This window comes from Cupriavidus cauae (genome assembly GCF_026210475.1).
GTDB classification, from domain to species: domain Bacteria; phylum Pseudomonadota; class Gammaproteobacteria; order Burkholderiales; family Burkholderiaceae; genus Cupriavidus; species Cupriavidus cauae.
In genome coordinates this window covers 2900379-2915428 of record NZ_CP080293.1, presented here as the reverse complement: position 1 = coordinate 2915428, position 15050 = coordinate 2900379, and the positions used below count along the sequence as shown (strand labels likewise).

Here is a 15050-nt window from a genome sequence, read left to right as displayed (position 1 = left end):
GCCACGGTGCAAGCCGTGGCGTTTTTGTTTGGGAGGTCCGCGTCGGTGTTCAGCCCCGGCGCGTTCCAACCGTGAAGGCGAACTCGCCCAGTCCCGCCACGCCGCCGCGCACCGCATCGCCCGGCTGCAGTTTGCCGACGCCGGCCGGCGTGCCGGTAAAGATCAGGTCGCCGGGAGCCAGCGCCACGCTCTGCGAGATATAGGCGATGACATCGGCCACCGGCCAGATCATCTCGTTCAGGTCGCCCTGCTGCCGCACCTCGCCGTTGACCTCGAGCCAGATGCGGCCCTGGGCCGGATGGCCGACCGCGCCGACTGGCTGCAGCGGCCCGCACGGACCGGACGCGTCGAAGGCCTTCGACCAGTCCCACGGCCGGCTCATCGACTTGGCGACGTCCTGCAGGTCGCGGCGCGTCAGGTCCACGCCGACGCCATAGCCCCACACATGCTCCAGCGCGCGCTCGACGGCGATGTCGGTGCCGCCCTTGCCGATCGCCACCACCATTTCGATCTCGTGGTGCAGGTTGTCGGTCAGCGGGGGATAGGGCACGGTCCCTTGCGCGGGCACCACCGCATCGGCCGGCTTGGTGAAGAAGAACGGCGGCTCGCGGTCCGGATCCTTGCCCATCTCGCGCGCATGGGCGGCGTAGTTGCGTCCCACGCAGAACACGCGGCGGATGGGGAAGCGGGCGTTGCTGCCGGCGACGGCCACGCTGGCCTGCTCGACGGGCGGAATCACGAATTCGGTCATGGTGTGATGGGATGAAGAAGGGATGCGGGGCGTCAGGCGATATCGACCACTGGACGATATTGGCGATATCGCAAGACGGCGAAATCGGCGACATCGACAGGATCGGAGCCGATTGTACTGAGCAGGACTCGCAATATGAAACGAATCATTTTGGGGCTGAGCATCGAAAACTCCGATGGATGATGCGCGGACTGGGCTGGCCCCAAACCAAAATAATTTTTTGGTTAATCGGTGCGGCAACCGCTTCTTCCGCGTCCCGCTCGTCTCCACACTTGCCGTCACGGCGACCCGTGCCTCCATGCGTTCGCACGCGAGGCACGAGGACCGCCCCGGCATAACGAGATCAGGAGACCCCCATGACCACCAAGCCGCCTCCGGCATCCAGCGCCACATCCCGCCCCCGCCCCACATCCCGCGCCGCAGCCCGTCCGGTACTCCGCCGAACCTGGCTGCGCGCCGGCCTGCTCGCGCTGTCCGCGCCGCTGTGGGCCGCGCTCGCGCCCGCCGCCCTGGCCGCCTACCCGGACAAGCCGGTGCGCCTCGTGATTCCCTATCCGCCGGGCGGCGCCACCGACGTGATCGGCCGCATCGTCGCCGCCCGGCTCGGCGAGGCGCTGGGCCAGCAGGTCGTGGTGGAGAACCGCGGCGGCGCCGGCGGCAATATCGGCGCCGAGGCCGTGGCCAGGAGCGCGCCGGACGGCTACACGCTGCTGATGGGCGCGCTGACCTCGCATTCGACGATGGCCACGCTGGAGAAAGGGCGGCTGCGCTACGATCTGCTGAAGGACTTCGTGCCGGTGATGGTGGTCGGCTCGGTGCCGCTGGTCGTGGTGGTCAATCCGCAGCTGCCGGTCACCACGCTGCAGCAGTTGATCCAGTACGGCAAGGCCCATCCGGGCAAGCTGAACTATGCGAGCTCGGGCGCCGGCGCGCCGCAGCGGATGGCGGCCGAGATCTTCCGCAAGGAGGCAAGCATCGACATGGTGCACGTCCCCTACAAGGGCAGCGGCCCGGCGATGACCGACCTCGTCGCCGGGCAGGTCAACATGATGGTCGAGACCGTGCCGGCGGCGCAGCCCTTCATCAAGAGCGGGCAACTGCGGCCGGTTGCGGTGGCGGCGGCAAAACGGATCTCGATGCTGCCCGACGTGCCCGCGGCCGGAGAGAGCGGCATGCCGGCGCTCGACGTCAGCTCGACCTTCGGCGTGCTGGCGCCGGCCGGCACGCCGGCGCCGGTGGTGCAGCGCCTGAATGCCGCGCTGGCGAAGATGCTGGAGATGCCGGCGGTCAAGGCGCAGTTCCTGCAGCAGGGCGTCTACGCCTTGCCCCCGAGCTCGCCCGACAAGGCCGCCGAGCGCCTGCGCGACGAGGTGACCCGCTGGCAGAAGGTCATCACCGAGGCCGGCATCGAGTCGGATAGTTGAGGCCCGGCGCCGGCCCGATGCCACGCCTCCCATGCCACTGCACCGACCCCGCCTCCAGGCAACGACGCAAGCAACGACGAAAGCAACGACGAAAGCCACGACCAATCAACGACGATGAGCACCACGCCCAGCAATCCCGCAACCCCCAAGTCTCCCGCATCCACCGATGACAGCCAGCGCGACACCGGAAGCGATACCCGCAGCGATGTTCGCCCCGACGCCGGCCTGCGCAAGGGCCTGACCAACTACGGCGACCAAGGCTTCTCGCTGTTCCTGCGCAAGGCCTTCATCAAGGGCTCCGGCTATACCGATGCCGCGCTCGACCGGCCGGTGATCGGCATCGCCGATACCGGCAGCGCCTTCAATCCCTGCCACGGCAACATGCCGCAGCTGATCGAGGCCGTGAAGCGCGGCATCCTGCTGGCGGGCGGGTTGCCGATGCCGTTTCCGACCATCTCGATCCACGAGAGCTTCGCCGCGCCGACCAGCATGGTGCTGCGCAACCTGATGTCGATGGATACCGAGGAGATGATCCGCGCGCAGCCGATGGATGCGGTGGTGCTGATCGGCGGCTGCGACAAGACCGTGCCCGCGCAGCTGATGGGCGCGGCCTCGGCGGGCGTGCCGGCGATCCAGCTGGTGACCGGCGCGATGCTGACCGGCTCGCATCGCGGCGAGCGCGTGGGTGCCTGTACCGATTGCCGCCGCTACTGGGGCAAGTTCCGCGCGGGCGAGATCGACGCGCACGAGACCGCGCAGGTCAACGACCAACTGGTGGCCAGCGTCGGCACCTGTTCGGTGATGGGCACCGCCAGCACGATGGCCTGCCTGACCGAGGCGATGGGCATGAGCCTGCCCGGCGCCGCCACGCCGCCGGCCGTCACCGCCGACCGCATCCGCATCGCCGAACTGACCGGCACGCGCGCGGTGGCGATGGCGCGCGAGCGGCTGACCATCGACAAGGTGCTGACGCCGGCCGCGTTCGAGAACGCGATGCGCGTGCTGCTGGCGATCGGCGGTTCGACCAACGGCATCGTGCATCTGGCCGCGATCGCGGGACGCATGGGCCTGGACATCGACATGCAGGCGCTGGACCGCATGGGCCGCGAGACGCCGGTGCTGCTCGACCTGAAGCCCAGCGGCCAGCATTACATGGAGGACTTCCACAAGGCCGGTGGCATGGCCACGTTGCTGCGCGAGCTGCGGCCGCTGCTGCGGCTCGACGCGCTGACCGTGACGGGACGCACGCTGGGCGAGGAACTCGATGCCGCCGGGCCCGGCTTCGCGCAGGACGTGGTGCGCCCGATCGCCGATCCGATCTATCCGCAGGGCGGCATCGCCGTGCTGGGCGGCAACCTGGCGCCGGGCGGCGCGATCATCAAGCAGTCCGCCGCCGACGCCGCGCTGATGGAGCACGAGGGCCGCGCGGTGGTGTTCGAGAACTCGCAGGACCTGGTCGAGCGCATCGACAGCGACGATCTCGACGTCCATGCCGACGATGTGCTGGTGCTGAAGAACATCGGTCCGAAAGGCGCCCCCGGCATGCCGGAGGCGGGCTATATCCCGATCCCGCGCAAGCTGGCGCGCGCCGGGGTCAAGGACATGGTGCGCATCTCGGATGGACGCATGAGCGGCACCGCGTTCGGCACCGTGGTGCTGCATGTCACGCCGGAGGCCGCGGTGGGCGGACCGCTGGCGCACGTGCGCACCGGCGACCGGATTCGCCTGAGCGTCAGCCGCCGCGAGCTGAGCCTGCTGGTGGCGGAGGACGAGCTGGAGCGGCGCCGTGCGGCCAATCCGGTGCGCGAGCCCAGCGCGCCGCGGGGCTACCTGAAGCTGTTCCTGCAGACGGTGACGCAGGCGGACCGGGGCGTCGATTTCGACTTCCTGCGCGCCGCCGAATCGCGCGGCAAGACGCCGCAGGCGCCGGAGTAGATTGCAGGTCGATAGAAGTCGCCGCGGCGCGGGCGGCCCCTGGGCTGCCCTTGGCGTTCCCCTTGGCGCCGCCATGGAGCGCCACCCTTGGCGTCTCGCTAGCGCACCCTTCGCGCCCGGTGAGCACACCGTTAGCGCCCAGTTAGCGCCCAGTTAGCGCCCCTTGGCGCTGCCCGGTCGCGCTCGCCGCATGCTGGAGCAGCGTGCGCGCCAGCGCGCCGTGCGCGGCGTGCGGCGACCACAGCAGGCCGACCTGCCGCACCGGCGCGCGGCCCGGCAGCGCAATGCGCGCGACGCGAATGCCTTCGGGCCAGGGCGGTGTCCAGTCCGGTACCAGCGACACGCCGATGCCCTGGTGCACCATCGTCGCGATCGCGTTCAGCGCGTCGATCTCGAGCCGCTCGTGCGGCACGATGTTGTGCTCGTGCAGATAGCGGTCGGCCACCATGCCGCCCCACATGCCGCGGTCGTAGCGGATGAACGGCTCGGTGGCGAGCAGTTCGTGCGCGCCGCGCTCGGCCATCGATTCGGGCGCCAGCACGATGAACGGTTCGCGCACCAGCACGTGCCACTCGAACGCCTTCGGAATCGCGAACTGCGGCGCCACGATGATGCCGGCATCGAGATCGCCGCCGACGATGCGGCGATACAGGTGCGAGGACGAACCCGGTTCGACGAAGATCTTCAACTGGGGATGCGCGGCGTAGACGCGCTTGAGGATCGGCGGCAGCAGACCCGTCAGCGCCGAGGTCGACACGCCGAGCCGCAGTTCCCCCAGCAGGCTGTCGTCGTGCGCGACCGCGTTCAGGTCGCGCACATCGCGCACCACCGCGCGCGCCTTCGGCAGGATGCGCAGCCCGCCCTGGGTCGGCACCACGGTGCGTCCGGCGCGCTGCACCAGCGGCGTATCCAGCGATTCCTCCAGCGCCTTGACGCGCGCCGCGATGGCGGCCGGCGTCAGGCCCAGGCGCCGTGCCGCTTCGGCGAACGAGCCGTGCTCGACCACGGCGACGAAACTCTGCAGGTAGCGAATGTCCACGGCGGGGCAGGCCTCTTGTTGTCGTAGGGAGTCGTAAGGGGGCAGCGGGACGCAGCAGCACGCAGCGGGGCGTAGCGGCGCGGCAGATGTTAGCAAAGCGCGGTCGGGATACCGGGCTGTTCGCCCCGGTGGAACCCAAAAAACATTATCGTTTGAAGCAGCCGTTCGATGCTGTTTTCGCGGATTGGCGGTTCCTAGAATGGCCCCATTCCTTGATCGCCATTCGTCGAGCCCGATCCATCGGGCCAGCCGCCCAGGCGCCCATCCCCGGAGACAGCCATGACCGAGTCCGCCCGCCCACGCGGCGTCTTTTCCCCCGTGCTCACGCCGTTCACCGACGGCTATGCGCCCGACGCGCGGCGTTTCGTGCGGCATTGCCGCTGGCTGATCGAGCAGGGCGTCGGGCTGGCCGTGTTCGGCACCAATTCCGAGGCCAACTCGTTGTCGCTGGACGAGAAGCGCGGCCTGCTGGACCGGCTGCTGGACGCCGGCATTCCGCCGGATCGCCTGATGCCCGGCACCGGCGCCTGCGCGCTGCCGGACGCCATCGCGCTGACGCGCCACGCGGTCACCGCGGGCTGCGCCGGCGTGCTGATGCTGCCGCCGTTCTACTACAAGGGCGTCAGCGACGATGGCCTGTTCCGCGCGTTTGCCGAGGTCATCGAGGCGGTCGGTGGCACGGCCGGCGAGGCGGCCGACGAGACGGCCCGCAATGCGCGCCTGCGCGTCTACCTGTACCACATCCCCGCGGTCAGCCAGGTGCCACTGGGCCTGGACCTGATCGACCGGCTGCTGACCGCCTATCCCGGCATCGTCGCCGGCATCAAGGACAGCTCCGGCGATCTCGCCAACACGCGTGCCATGATCGAGCGCTTCGGCGCGCGCGGCTTCGATGTCTTCGCCGGAACCGAGGCGATCCTGCTGGAAACCATGCGTGCGGGCGGGGCGGGCTGCATCACCGCCACCGGCAACGTCAATCCCGCGCCGATCGTCGACCTGTACGCCAACTGGCAGGCGGCCGATGCCGATGCGCGGCAGGCCGCGCTGAACCGCACGCGCGCGGCCTTCCAGCAGTTCCCGATGATTGCCGCGATGAAGGAAGCGATCGCGGTGCAGAGCGCCGACGGCGGCTGGCGCACGGTGCGGCCGCCGCTGACCGAGCTGCAGGAAGGGCAGCGCGCGCTGCTGGGTCAGGCGCTCGATGCGCTGGGCTTTGCGATGCCGGGGGCGGAACGGCTCGCGGCCTGATGGCATCCGCATCTCGGCGCCGACTCGGGCACCGAACCGGGCTTCGATCCGAGCTGCGACCCGGGTATGCCACGGCATGCCTGAAACCCGCACAACAACATACAACGACACCCCAGGAGACGACCATGACCTTCACCAACCAGCCATGCCGGCCATCCCGGCGCATCGCCGGCCTTCGCCACACCCTGTACGCCCGAGCGGCCGGATTGGCCACGACGGCCCTGATGGCCCTTGCGGCCGGCCCCGCCGCGGCCGCCACCGACGCCTTTCCCAGCAAGCCGATCCGCGTGGTGGTCGGCTTCGCGCCCGGCGGCGGCGCGGACATCGTCGCGCGCCAGCTCGGCGCGCAGCTGTCGAAACAGATGGGTCAATCGGTGGTGGTCGAGAACCGGCCCGGCGCGACCGGCACCATCGCCGCGTCGAACGTCGCGCAGTCGCCGGCGGACGGCTATTCGATGATGCTGGCCTCGCAGTCGACCATGGTGATCGCGCCGAGCATGTACGCGAAGCTGCCGTTCGATCCGCTGAAGGACTTCATTCCGGTGACGCAGGTGGTATCGATGCCGCTGGTGATGGTGGTCAATCCGTCGGTGCCCGCCACCACGGTGAAGGAGGTGGCCGAGCTGGTGCGTGCCGGCAAGCTGACCAGCTATGCCTCGTCCGGACCCGGCGGCCCGCAGCATATCGCCGGCGAACTGTTCAACACCATGAGCGGCATCAAGCTGACGCATGTGCCTTACAAGGGCGAGTCGGCCGCGCTGACCGATGTGATCGCCGGCAATGTGCCGGTGATGTTCGCCAACGTGCCGGTGGCGGCGCCGTTCATCAAGTCGGGCAAGCTGAAGGCGATCGCGGTCTCGAGCCTGGCCCGCGCCCCGAGCCTGCCGCAGGTGCCGACGGTGGCCGAAGCGGGGCTGAAGGATTTCGAGGTGCTGACCTGGTACGGCTTGTTCCTGCCCGCCAGCACGCCGCGCCCGATCGCCGCGCGCATCAGCGACGAGGTCGCGCAGGCACTGAAGGAGCCGGGCCTGCGCGCCAAGTTCGCCGAGCAGGGCCTGAATATCCTGGGCACCAATCCCGAGCAGTTCGGCAAGTTCATGACGGGCGAAGTCCCGAAATGGGCGGCGGTGGTGAAGGCGTCGAATATCCGGCCGGAGTAAGCCCGACCCCGCCTTCGCGCCGAAACGCCGAAACGCCAAACGCCGAAACGCCAAACGCCAAACGCCAAACGCCAAACGCCAAACGCGAAACGCGAAGCGCCGAAGCGCCGAAGCGCCGAAGCGCCGAACGCGGGTCTCTATCCCAATCCCATTTCTCTGACACGCAACACGGAAACAAGCGCCGTATGGAAGCTCGCCACGACAAGACCCTGCTGGGCCCCTGCATCCGCCTGCATCCCGCCGACAACGTCCTGGTCGCGCGCATGGATGTCGGCATCGGCGCGCAGGTGCCGGGCCAGCCCTGGACCACGCGCGCCCAAGTGCCGGCCGGCCACAAGATCGCCGCGCGGGCCATCCGCGCCGGGGAGCCGATCGTCAAGTACAACGTCTGCATCGGCTTCGCCGCGACCGACATCGCGCCGGGCAGCTATGTCCATTCGCACAACGTCAGCTTCCAGGAGTACGAGCGCGACTACGCCTATGGCCGCGACTATGTGCCGGTGGAGCGCGTGCCGGCGTCGCGCCAGGCGATGTTCGACGGCATCGTGCGGGCCGATGGCCGCGTCGCGACGCGCAACTATGTCGGCATCCTGTCGACCGTCAACTGCTCGGCCACCGTGGTGCGCAAGATCGCGGAGTGGTTCACGCCCGAGCGGCTGGCCGACTATCCGAATGTCGACGGCGTGGTGGCCTTCAGCCATTCGCTGGGCTGCGGCATGGAGATGACCGGCGAGCCGATGGACCTGCTGCGGCGGACCATGGCCGGCTACGCGCGCCATGCCAACCTTGGCGGCGCGCTGATCGTCGGGCTGGGCTGCGAGCGCAACCAGTTGAAGGGCCTGCTGGAGACGCAGTCGCTGCAGGACGGCCCCTTGCTGCGCACCTTCGTGATGCAGGACAGCGGCGGCACGCGCAAGACCATCGAGGCCGGCATCGCCGCGGTGATGGCGCTGCTGCCCGAGGCCAACCGCGTCGAGCGCCGGCCGGTGCCGGCCAGCCACCTGACCGTCGGCCTGCAGTGCGGCGGCTCGGACGGCTTTTCGTCGATCACCGCCAATCCGGCGCTGGGCGCCGCGGTGGACCTGCTGGTGCGCCACGGCGGCACCGCGATCCTGTCGGAGACGCCGGAGATTTATGGCGTCGAACACACGCTGACGCGGCGGGCGGTCAGCCGCGCGGTCGGCGAGAAGCTGGTCGAGCGGATCCGCTGGTGGAAGGACGAGTATTCGGTCGGACGCGATGTGCAGATCAACGGGCAGGTCAGCCCCGGCAACCAGATGGGCGGGCTGGCCAACATCTTCGAGAAGTCGCTGGGCTCGTCGATGAAGGGCGGCACCGGGCCGCTGATGGCGGTCTACCGCTATGCCGAGCCGGTGACCGAACATGGCCTGGTCTTCATGGATACGCCGGGCTATGACCCGGTGTCGGCCACCGGGCAGATCGCCGGCGGCGCCAACCTGATCGCGTTTACCACCGGGCGCGGCTCGATGTTCGGCGCCAAGCCGGTGCCCAGCGTCAAGCTGGCCACCAACTCGCCGATGTACCGCCGGCTGGAGGAGGACATGGACCTGAACTGCGGCACCATCCTCGACGGCGAGAAGACCATCGAGCAGGTCGGCGAGGAGATCTTCCAGCTGATGCTGCGCACCGCGTCGGGGCAGCGTTCGAAGAGCGAGCTGCTGGGGCTGGGCGACAACGAGTTCGTGCCTTGGCACATTGGCATCATGAGTTGATGCCAGAGGCCGGTGTCGGCGCCGGGCCGGGCGGCGGTGCGGTAGTACGGTAGTACGGCGGTGCGGCGGTGCGAACGTGCGGTGGCGCGGCAGTGCGCCAGTGCGGCAGGGCCCCTGGGCGGCTCGGCGCCTAGCCGGCGTCCCGCGCCGCCAGCAGCGCGTCCACCATCTCGGCAAAGCCTTCGCCGCCGGCGGCCTCGGTCACATAGGCCGGCGGCACCGGCAGCGGCAGGATCTCGCGCACATTGGCCACGCCGACGGACAGCGGGAAGTGGGCGAACATCGCGGCGTCGTTGGCCGAATCGCCGATGAACACCCATTCGTCGCGCTGGGCGTCCAGGTCGGCGCCGAGCAGTTCGGCCGCGCACAGGCGGCTGGTGCTGAGCTTGTCGTGCCGGCCGAACCAGCCGTTGACATGGATCGAGCTGACGGTGGCGGTCATGCCGGCCTCGCGCATCAGCGCGACGATGCGGTCCACCGCCGCGGGCGGCAGCGGCGCGACATCCTCGGCATGGTCGATCGCCAGGTCGGCCGCGTGCCAGTGCTGGTCGGACGCCAGCGCGCAGCCGGGCACCTCCCGCAGGATCCGCTGCGCCAGTTCGTCGATGCGCCGCAGGTTGCGCGCGCGCGTATCGGCGTCGTCGATGAAGCGCGTGACCAGGCGCCCGTCGCGCAGGTGCGAGTAGAACGCGCCGTTCTCGCCGATGATCGCGTCGACCGGCCACAACCGCGTCAGGATTTCCGCCCAGGCGATGCAGCGCCCGGTGACCGGAATCACCTGCAGGCCCGCGTGCCGCAGGCGTTCGATGGCCAGATAGGTCTGCGCCGGCAGGCGGCCGGCGGTGGTCAGCGTGCCGTCGATATCGGTCAGCACGCCGCGCACGCGGCGCAGCGCCGCGGCGGGCAGCGCAGCCGGAAAGACGGGGAGGTCGGGGAGGGTTTGCGGGGTCGGCATGGCGGCGCATTGTACCTCGCAAGTTGCGTCGCCTAAGCTATGTCACGGCGCTGTCATCTTGCCTTCGCCCGGGGCCGATTGGGCCCGAAGCCGCGTGGACATTGGTAGAAACGCTCGGTTTCTCGGCGCGCGCTGGCGGAGTAACATCCGCTTGTCACAAAAAATGCATACATTCAGCCGGTTTCCGACTGGATGACGCAATAAACGAGGAGAGCCGTCGATGACCATCCCCCGCACCATCACCATCAAGCTTGCCGCCGCGGCCGCCGCCGTGGCCGCGCTGTCCGCCACCGGCGCCGCGCACGCCGCCGTCGAAGTGCAATGGTGGCATGCCATGCAGGGCGCGTTGAACGACAAGGTCAACGAGGTTGCCAGCAAGTTCAACGCCAGCCAGACCGAGTACAAGATCGTGCCGGTCAACAAGGGCAACTACGATGAAACCCTGGCGGCCGGCATCGCCGCCTTCCGCGCCGGCGGCGCGCCGGCGATCCTGCAGGTGTTCGAGGTCGGCACCGCCACCATGATGAGCGCCAAGGGCGCGATCAAGCCGGTCTCGACCGTGATGAAGGAAGCCGGCGAGAAGTTCGACCAGAAGGTCTACATCCCGGCGGTGGCGGGCTACTACACGTCCGCCAAGGGCGAGATGCTGTCGTTCCCGTTCAACAGCTCGACCACGGTCTTCTACTACAACAAGGACGCCTTCAAGAAGGCCGGCCTCGATCCCGAGAAGCCGCCCAAGACCTGGCCCGAGGTGATGCAGTACTCGGCCAAGATCAAGGCCTCGGGCGGCAACTGCGCCTACACCACCGACTGGCAGGGCTGGGTTCACCTGGAGAGCTTCTCGGCCTGGCACAACACGCTGTACGCGACCAAGAACAACGGCTTCGGCGGCACCGATACGCGCCTGGTGTTCAACAGCCCGCTGCACGTCAAGCACATCTCGAATCTGCAGGACATGGTCAAGAAGGGCTACTTCAGCTACGGCGGCCGCAAGGCCGAGTCGGGCGCGAAGTTCTTCAACGGCGAATGCGCGATGTTTACCGGCTCGTCGGCGACGCTGGCCAACGTGCGCAAGAACGCCAAGTTCGCGTTTGGCGTGTCGCAGCTGCCGTACTACCCGGACGTGCCGGGCGCCCCGCAGAACACCATCATCGGCGGCGCCTCGCTGTGGGTGATGGCCGGCCGCAAGCCCGAGGAATACAAGGGCGTGGCCAAGTTCTTCACCTTCCTGTCGCGCCCGGAGATCCAGGCCGACTGGCACCAGGCCACCGGCTATCTGCCGGTCACGATGGCGGCGTATGAGCTGACCAGGAAGTCGGGCTTCTACGAGAAGAATCCGGGCGCCGACGTGTCGGTGCAGCAGATGGTCGTCAAGACCACCGACAAGTCTCGCGGCGTGCGGCTGGGCAATATGGTCCAGGTGCGCACCGTGGTCGACGAGGAACTGGAAGCGGTCTGGGCCGGCAAGAAGGAGCCCAAGGAAGCCCTCGATACCGCGGTCAAGCGCGGCAACGAGCTGCTCGAACGCTTCCAGCGCACCGCCAAGGAATAAGCGGCGGCCAGCGGGCGGCGGCCCCTTCCGGTTTGCCGCCCGCGATTCGTTCCGGCTTCTGCCGCCGCGCCGCCGTGCCGCCGTACCGATGCGGCGGGCGGCCGGTCCGAGGCAGGTCCAATTTCCCCCGGGGCGCCGCGACGGCGCTCCTTTGTCATCGCCACGCATGGAAAAACGCGTCGTCTTCCGTTCGCCCTGGCTGCCGTATCTGCTGGTGCTGCCGCAGATCGCGATCACGCTGATCTTCTTTTTCTGGCCCGCGGGCCAGGCGCTGTACCAGTCGGTGCTGCAGCAGGACGCCTTCGGCATCAGCCTCGAATATGTCGGCGCGGCCAACTTCATGACGCTGTGGAACGACCCGAACTACATCGAGTCGTTCCGCGTGACCGCGATCTTCGCGGTCGGGGTGGCGCTGCTGGGCATGTCGTTCGCGCTGCTGCTCGCCTATTTCGCCGATCGCGCGCTGCGCGGCGCGGTCGCCTACAAGACGCTGCTGATCTGGCCCTATGCGGTGGCGCCGGCGGTGGCCGGCGTGCTGTGGATGTTCCTGTTCAATCCGACACTGGGCATCGTCTCGTACGTGCTGCGCCAGATGGGCGTGGACTGGAACTTCCTGCTCAATGGCGACCAGGCCATGCTGCTGGTGATCATCGCCGCGGCGTGGAAGCAGGTCAGCTACAACTTCCTGTTCTTCCTGGCCGGGCTGCAGAGCATCCCGCGCTCGCTGATCGAGGCCGCGGCGATCGACGGTGCCGGCCCGTGGCGCCGCTTCTGGTCGATCGTATTCCCGCTGCTGTCGCCGACCACCTTCTTCCTGATGGTGATCAACGTGGTGTACGCGTTCTTCGACACCTTCGCCATCATCGACGCGGTGACGCACGGCGGGCCGTTCAATTCGACCAACACGCTGGTCTACAAGGTCTATCACGACGGCTTCCGCGGCATGGACATCGGCGGCTCGGCGGCGCAGTCCGTGATCCTGATGGCGATCGTGATCGCGCTGACGGTGGTGCAGTTCCGCTACGTCGAGCGGCGCGTCCAGTATTGAACGTCGACGAATGCAGACCGCAGACAGGTATCCCTCATGGTAGAACGGCGTCCCTTCCTCGATTTCCTGACCCACGTGGTGCTGATCATCGGCATCCTGATCGTGGCCTTTCCGGTCTATGTGACCTTCGTCGCCTCGACGCTGACCGCGGAGGAGGTGCTCGACGCGCCGATGACGCTGATCCCCGGCCCGCACCTGCTGGAGAACTACCGCACCGTGCTGTTCTCCGGCGTCGGCGTGGCGGCGGCCCCGGTGTCGACCATGCTGATGAACAGCATGATCATGGCGCTGGGCATTTCGCTGGGCAAGATCGCGATCTCGATCATCTCGGCCTTCGCGGTGGTGTACTTCAAGTTCCCGCTGCGCAAGACCTTCTTCTGGATGATCTTCATCACGCTGATGCTGCCGGTCGAGGTGCGCATCCTGCCGACCTACGAGGTGGTGTCGGACCTGGGCATGCTCGACAGCTATGTCGGCCTGACGGTGCCGCTGATCGCGTCGGCCACCGCGACCTTCCTGTTCCGGCAGTTCTTCCTGACCGTGCCGGACGAACTGGCCGAGGCCGCGCGCATCGACGGGGCGGGGCCGATGCGGTTCTTCCTCGACGTGCTGCTGCCGCTGTCCAAGACCAGCATCGCGGCGCTGTTCGTGATCCAGTTCATCTACGGCTGGAACCAGTACCTGTGGCCGCTGTTGATCACCACGCAGAAGTCGATGATCCCGGTGGTGGTCGGCGTCACGCAGATGATCTCGCGCTCGGGCGATGCCGCCACCGAGTGGAACCTGGTGATGGCGACCGTGCTGCTGGCGATGATCCCGCCCGCGGTGGTGGTGATCCTGATGCAGAAGTGGTTTGTGAAGGGATTGGTGGAGACCGAGAAGTAGCGGAATCCCGCACTGTGTTCCTCGCCTTTCCCGTACCCGGGGAGAGGGGAAAGCCTACCGACAAAGATCGGGCAACACCCATCGAACAACAGAAACACATGGCAAAACTGTCGCTCCGAAACGTACAGAAGACCTACGCCGGCAATGTCGCCGCCGTGCATGGCATCGACATGGAGATCGACGATGGCGAGTTCATCGTGATCGTCGGCCCGTCGGGCTGCGGCAAGTCGACGCTGCTGCGGATGGTCGCGGGGCTCGAGACCATCACCGGCGGCGAGGTCCATATCGGCGATCGCGTGGTCAATCGGCTGGAGCCGGCCGAGCGCGATATCGCGATGGTGTTCCAGAACTACGCGCTCTATCCGCACATGACGGTCTACGACAACATGGCGTACGGCCTGAAGATCCGCGGCATGCCGAAGGCCGAGATCGAACAGCGCGTGCGCCATGCCGCCGGCATTCTCGAGCTGGCGCCGCTGCTCGAGCGCAAGCCGCGCCAGCTGTCGGGCGGCCAGCGCCAGCGGGTGGCGATGGGACGCGCGATCGTGCGCGAGCCGGCGGTGTTCCTGTTCGACGAGCCGCTGTCCAACCTGGACGCCAAGCTGCGCGTGCAGATGCGGCTGGAACTGAAGGAGCTGCATCGGCGCCTGCGCACCACCAGCCTCTATGTCACGCACGACCAGGTCGAGGCGATGACGCTGGCCGATCGGATGATGGTGCTCAACGGCGGACGCGTGGAGCAGATCGGCACGCCGCTCGAGGTCTATGCGCGGCCGGCCAGCATCTTCGTTGCCGGCTTCATCGGCTCGCCGCCGATGAACCTGATTCCGGTGCAGCGCAACGAGGCGGGGCAGGGCACGGTGCCATCGGATGCGCAGATGCGCGTGCTCGGACCGGACGGCCAGCCATCCGAGGCCACGCTGGGCCATCTGCCGATGGGCCTGCATCTGCCGCAGCAGGCGCTGCTGGGTTTGCGGCCCGAGCATGTGGAACCGTGCGCCCCGCACGAAGCCATCGCACAGATCGACGTGCGCGTGGTCGAGGCGCTGGGCGCGGACTCGTTCGCCTACGGCACGCTCGGCGGCCAGCAGGTGGTGGTCCGGCTCGACGGCCATATGCAGGTGCGGGCGGGAGAGAAGCTGCCGGTCACCGCATCGAGCGAGCACCTGCACTTCTTCGACCACGCCAGCGGCAAGCGGATCGAGGCCTGAGATGGCAGCCGAGCGCCAGTCCACCGAGGCCGGGACCGCAGCCGGCCAAACCGCAGTTGCTCGGACCGCGGCGGCCGGGACCGCAGCCGCCGCGACCGCAGTCGGCGCG

At 68.3% G+C, this 15050-nt stretch carries 13 protein-coding genes; 9 read left to right on the top strand and 4 right to left on the bottom strand.

Annotated features, from left to right (window positions below; translation table 11 throughout):
• Positions 1-49 precede the first annotated feature (49 nt).
• Both KZ686_RS13035 and KZ686_RS13030 read right to left on the bottom strand, forming a co-directional pair.
• Complete coding sequence (locus KZ686_RS13035; RefSeq protein WP_265632590.1) at positions 50-751, bottom strand: fumarylacetoacetate hydrolase family protein; 702 nt, start codon at positions 749-751, stop codon at positions 50-52.
• A gap of 32 nt (positions 752-783) precedes the next feature.
• Entirely contained in the window at positions 784-915 is a 132-nt protein-coding gene (locus KZ686_RS13030) for a hypothetical protein (RefSeq protein ID WP_265632589.1), read from the bottom strand.
• 192 nt (positions 916-1107) lie between these two features.
• Here KZ686_RS13030 and KZ686_RS13025 point away from each other — a divergent pair, with 192 nt between their 5' ends.
• The gene (locus KZ686_RS13025) at positions 1108-2175 is read left to right on the top strand and encodes a Bug family tripartite tricarboxylate transporter substrate binding protein (RefSeq protein ID WP_265632588.1); all 1068 of its coding nucleotides are present in this window, start codon (positions 1108-1110) and stop codon (positions 2173-2175) included.
• Positions 2176-2289: 114 nt separating this feature from the next.
• Positions 2290-4110 (top strand): IlvD/Edd family dehydratase, encoded by a 1821-nt coding sequence (locus KZ686_RS13020; RefSeq protein WP_265632587.1) that lies wholly within the window; start codon positions 2290-2292, stop codon positions 4108-4110.
• Between the two features lie 142 nt (positions 4111-4252).
• Here the strand turns inward: KZ686_RS13020 and KZ686_RS13015 are convergent, their stop codons facing one another.
• A complete protein-coding gene (locus KZ686_RS13015) occupies positions 4253-5149 on the bottom strand; it encodes a LysR family transcriptional regulator (protein ID WP_265632586.1) in 897 nt (298 codons plus the stop codon).
• Positions 5150-5428: 279 nt separating this feature from the next.
• On the opposite strand from KZ686_RS13015, the gene KZ686_RS13010 reads away from it, so the two are divergent.
• The 3 genes from KZ686_RS13010 (at position 5429) to KZ686_RS13000 (ending at position 9290) form a co-directional block, all read left to right on the top strand.
• Entirely contained in the window at positions 5429-6397 is a 969-nt protein-coding gene (locus KZ686_RS13010; RefSeq protein ID WP_226108682.1) for a dihydrodipicolinate synthase family protein, read from the top strand.
• Between the two features lie 125 nt (positions 6398-6522).
• Complete coding sequence (locus tag KZ686_RS13005) at positions 6523-7557, top strand: Bug family tripartite tricarboxylate transporter substrate binding protein (protein WP_265632585.1); 1035 nt, start codon at positions 6523-6525, stop codon at positions 7555-7557.
• Positions 7558-7742: 185 nt separating this feature from the next.
• Positions 7743-9290: a UxaA family hydrolase gene (locus KZ686_RS13000; protein WP_265632584.1), complete on the top strand. Its 1548-nt coding sequence runs from the start codon at positions 7743-7745 to the stop codon at positions 9288-9290.
• 130 nt (positions 9291-9420) lie between these two features.
• Here KZ686_RS13000 and KZ686_RS12995 read toward each other — a convergent pair whose 3' ends face one another.
• On the bottom strand, positions 9421-10245 hold the full coding sequence (locus KZ686_RS12995) for an HAD-IIB family hydrolase (protein ID WP_265632583.1): 825 nt from the start codon (positions 10243-10245) through the stop codon (positions 9421-9423).
• Positions 10246-10465: 220 nt separating this feature from the next.
• On the opposite strand from KZ686_RS12995, the gene ugpB reads away from it, so the two are divergent.
• The 4 genes from ugpB (at position 10466) to KZ686_RS12975 (ending at position 14941) form a co-directional block, all read left to right on the top strand.
• Positions 10466-11797: a sn-glycerol-3-phosphate ABC transporter substrate-binding protein UgpB gene (gene ugpB / locus KZ686_RS12990; RefSeq protein ID WP_149319131.1), complete on the top strand. Its 1332-nt coding sequence runs from the start codon at positions 10466-10468 to the stop codon at positions 11795-11797.
• Positions 11798-11963: 166 nt separating this feature from the next.
• Positions 11964-12845 carry a sn-glycerol-3-phosphate ABC transporter permease UgpA gene (gene ugpA / locus KZ686_RS12985; RefSeq protein WP_149319130.1) on the top strand — a complete coding sequence of 294 codons (882 nt, stop codon included), beginning with the start codon at positions 11964-11966 and terminating at the stop codon, positions 12843-12845.
• A 36-nt stretch (positions 12846-12881) separates the two neighbouring features.
• On the top strand, positions 12882-13730 hold the full coding sequence (ugpE, locus tag KZ686_RS12980) for a sn-glycerol-3-phosphate ABC transporter permease UgpE (protein WP_149319129.1): 849 nt from the start codon (positions 12882-12884) through the stop codon (positions 13728-13730).
• 98 nt (positions 13731-13828) lie between these two features.
• The gene (locus KZ686_RS12975) at positions 13829-14941 is read left to right on the top strand and encodes a sn-glycerol-3-phosphate import ATP-binding protein UgpC (protein WP_150082925.1); all 1113 of its coding nucleotides are present in this window, start codon (positions 13829-13831) and stop codon (positions 14939-14941) included.
• Positions 14942-15050: the final 109 nt, after the last annotated feature.

Bases quoted from the DNA above. Each gene is read 5' to 3' on its own strand.
- KZ686_RS13030 (WP_265632589.1), bottom strand. From the start codon at position 915: ATGCTCAGCCCCAAAATGATTCGTTTCATATTGCGAGTCCTGCTCAGT.
- KZ686_RS13010 (WP_226108682.1), top strand. From the start codon at position 5,429: ATGACCGAGTCCGCCCGCCCACGCGGCGTCTTTTCCCCCGTGCTCACG.
- KZ686_RS12995 (WP_265632583.1), bottom strand. From the start codon at position 10,245: ATGCCGACCCCGCAAACCCTCCCCGACCTCCCCGTCTTTCCGGCTGCG.
- KZ686_RS13020 (WP_265632587.1), top strand. From the start codon at position 2,290: ATGAGCACCACGCCCAGCAATCCCGCAACCCCCAAGTCTCCCGCATCC.
- KZ686_RS13000 (WP_265632584.1), top strand. From the start codon at position 7,743: ATGGAAGCTCGCCACGACAAGACCCTGCTGGGCCCCTGCATCCGCCTG.
- ugpA (WP_149319130.1), top strand. From the start codon at position 11,964: ATGGAAAAACGCGTCGTCTTCCGTTCGCCCTGGCTGCCGTATCTGCTG.
- ugpE (WP_149319129.1), top strand. From the start codon at position 12,882: ATGGTAGAACGGCGTCCCTTCCTCGATTTCCTGACCCACGTGGTGCTG.
- ugpB (WP_149319131.1), top strand. From the start codon at position 10,466: ATGACCATCCCCCGCACCATCACCATCAAGCTTGCCGCCGCGGCCGCC.
- KZ686_RS12975 (WP_150082925.1), top strand. From the start codon at position 13,829: ATGGCAAAACTGTCGCTCCGAAACGTACAGAAGACCTACGCCGGCAAT.
- KZ686_RS13035 (WP_265632590.1), bottom strand. From the start codon at position 751: ATGACCGAATTCGTGATTCCGCCCGTCGAGCAGGCCAGCGTGGCCGTC.
- KZ686_RS13025 (WP_265632588.1), top strand. From the start codon at position 1,108: ATGACCACCAAGCCGCCTCCGGCATCCAGCGCCACATCCCGCCCCCGC.
- KZ686_RS13005 (WP_265632585.1), top strand. From the start codon at position 6,523: ATGACCTTCACCAACCAGCCATGCCGGCCATCCCGGCGCATCGCCGGC.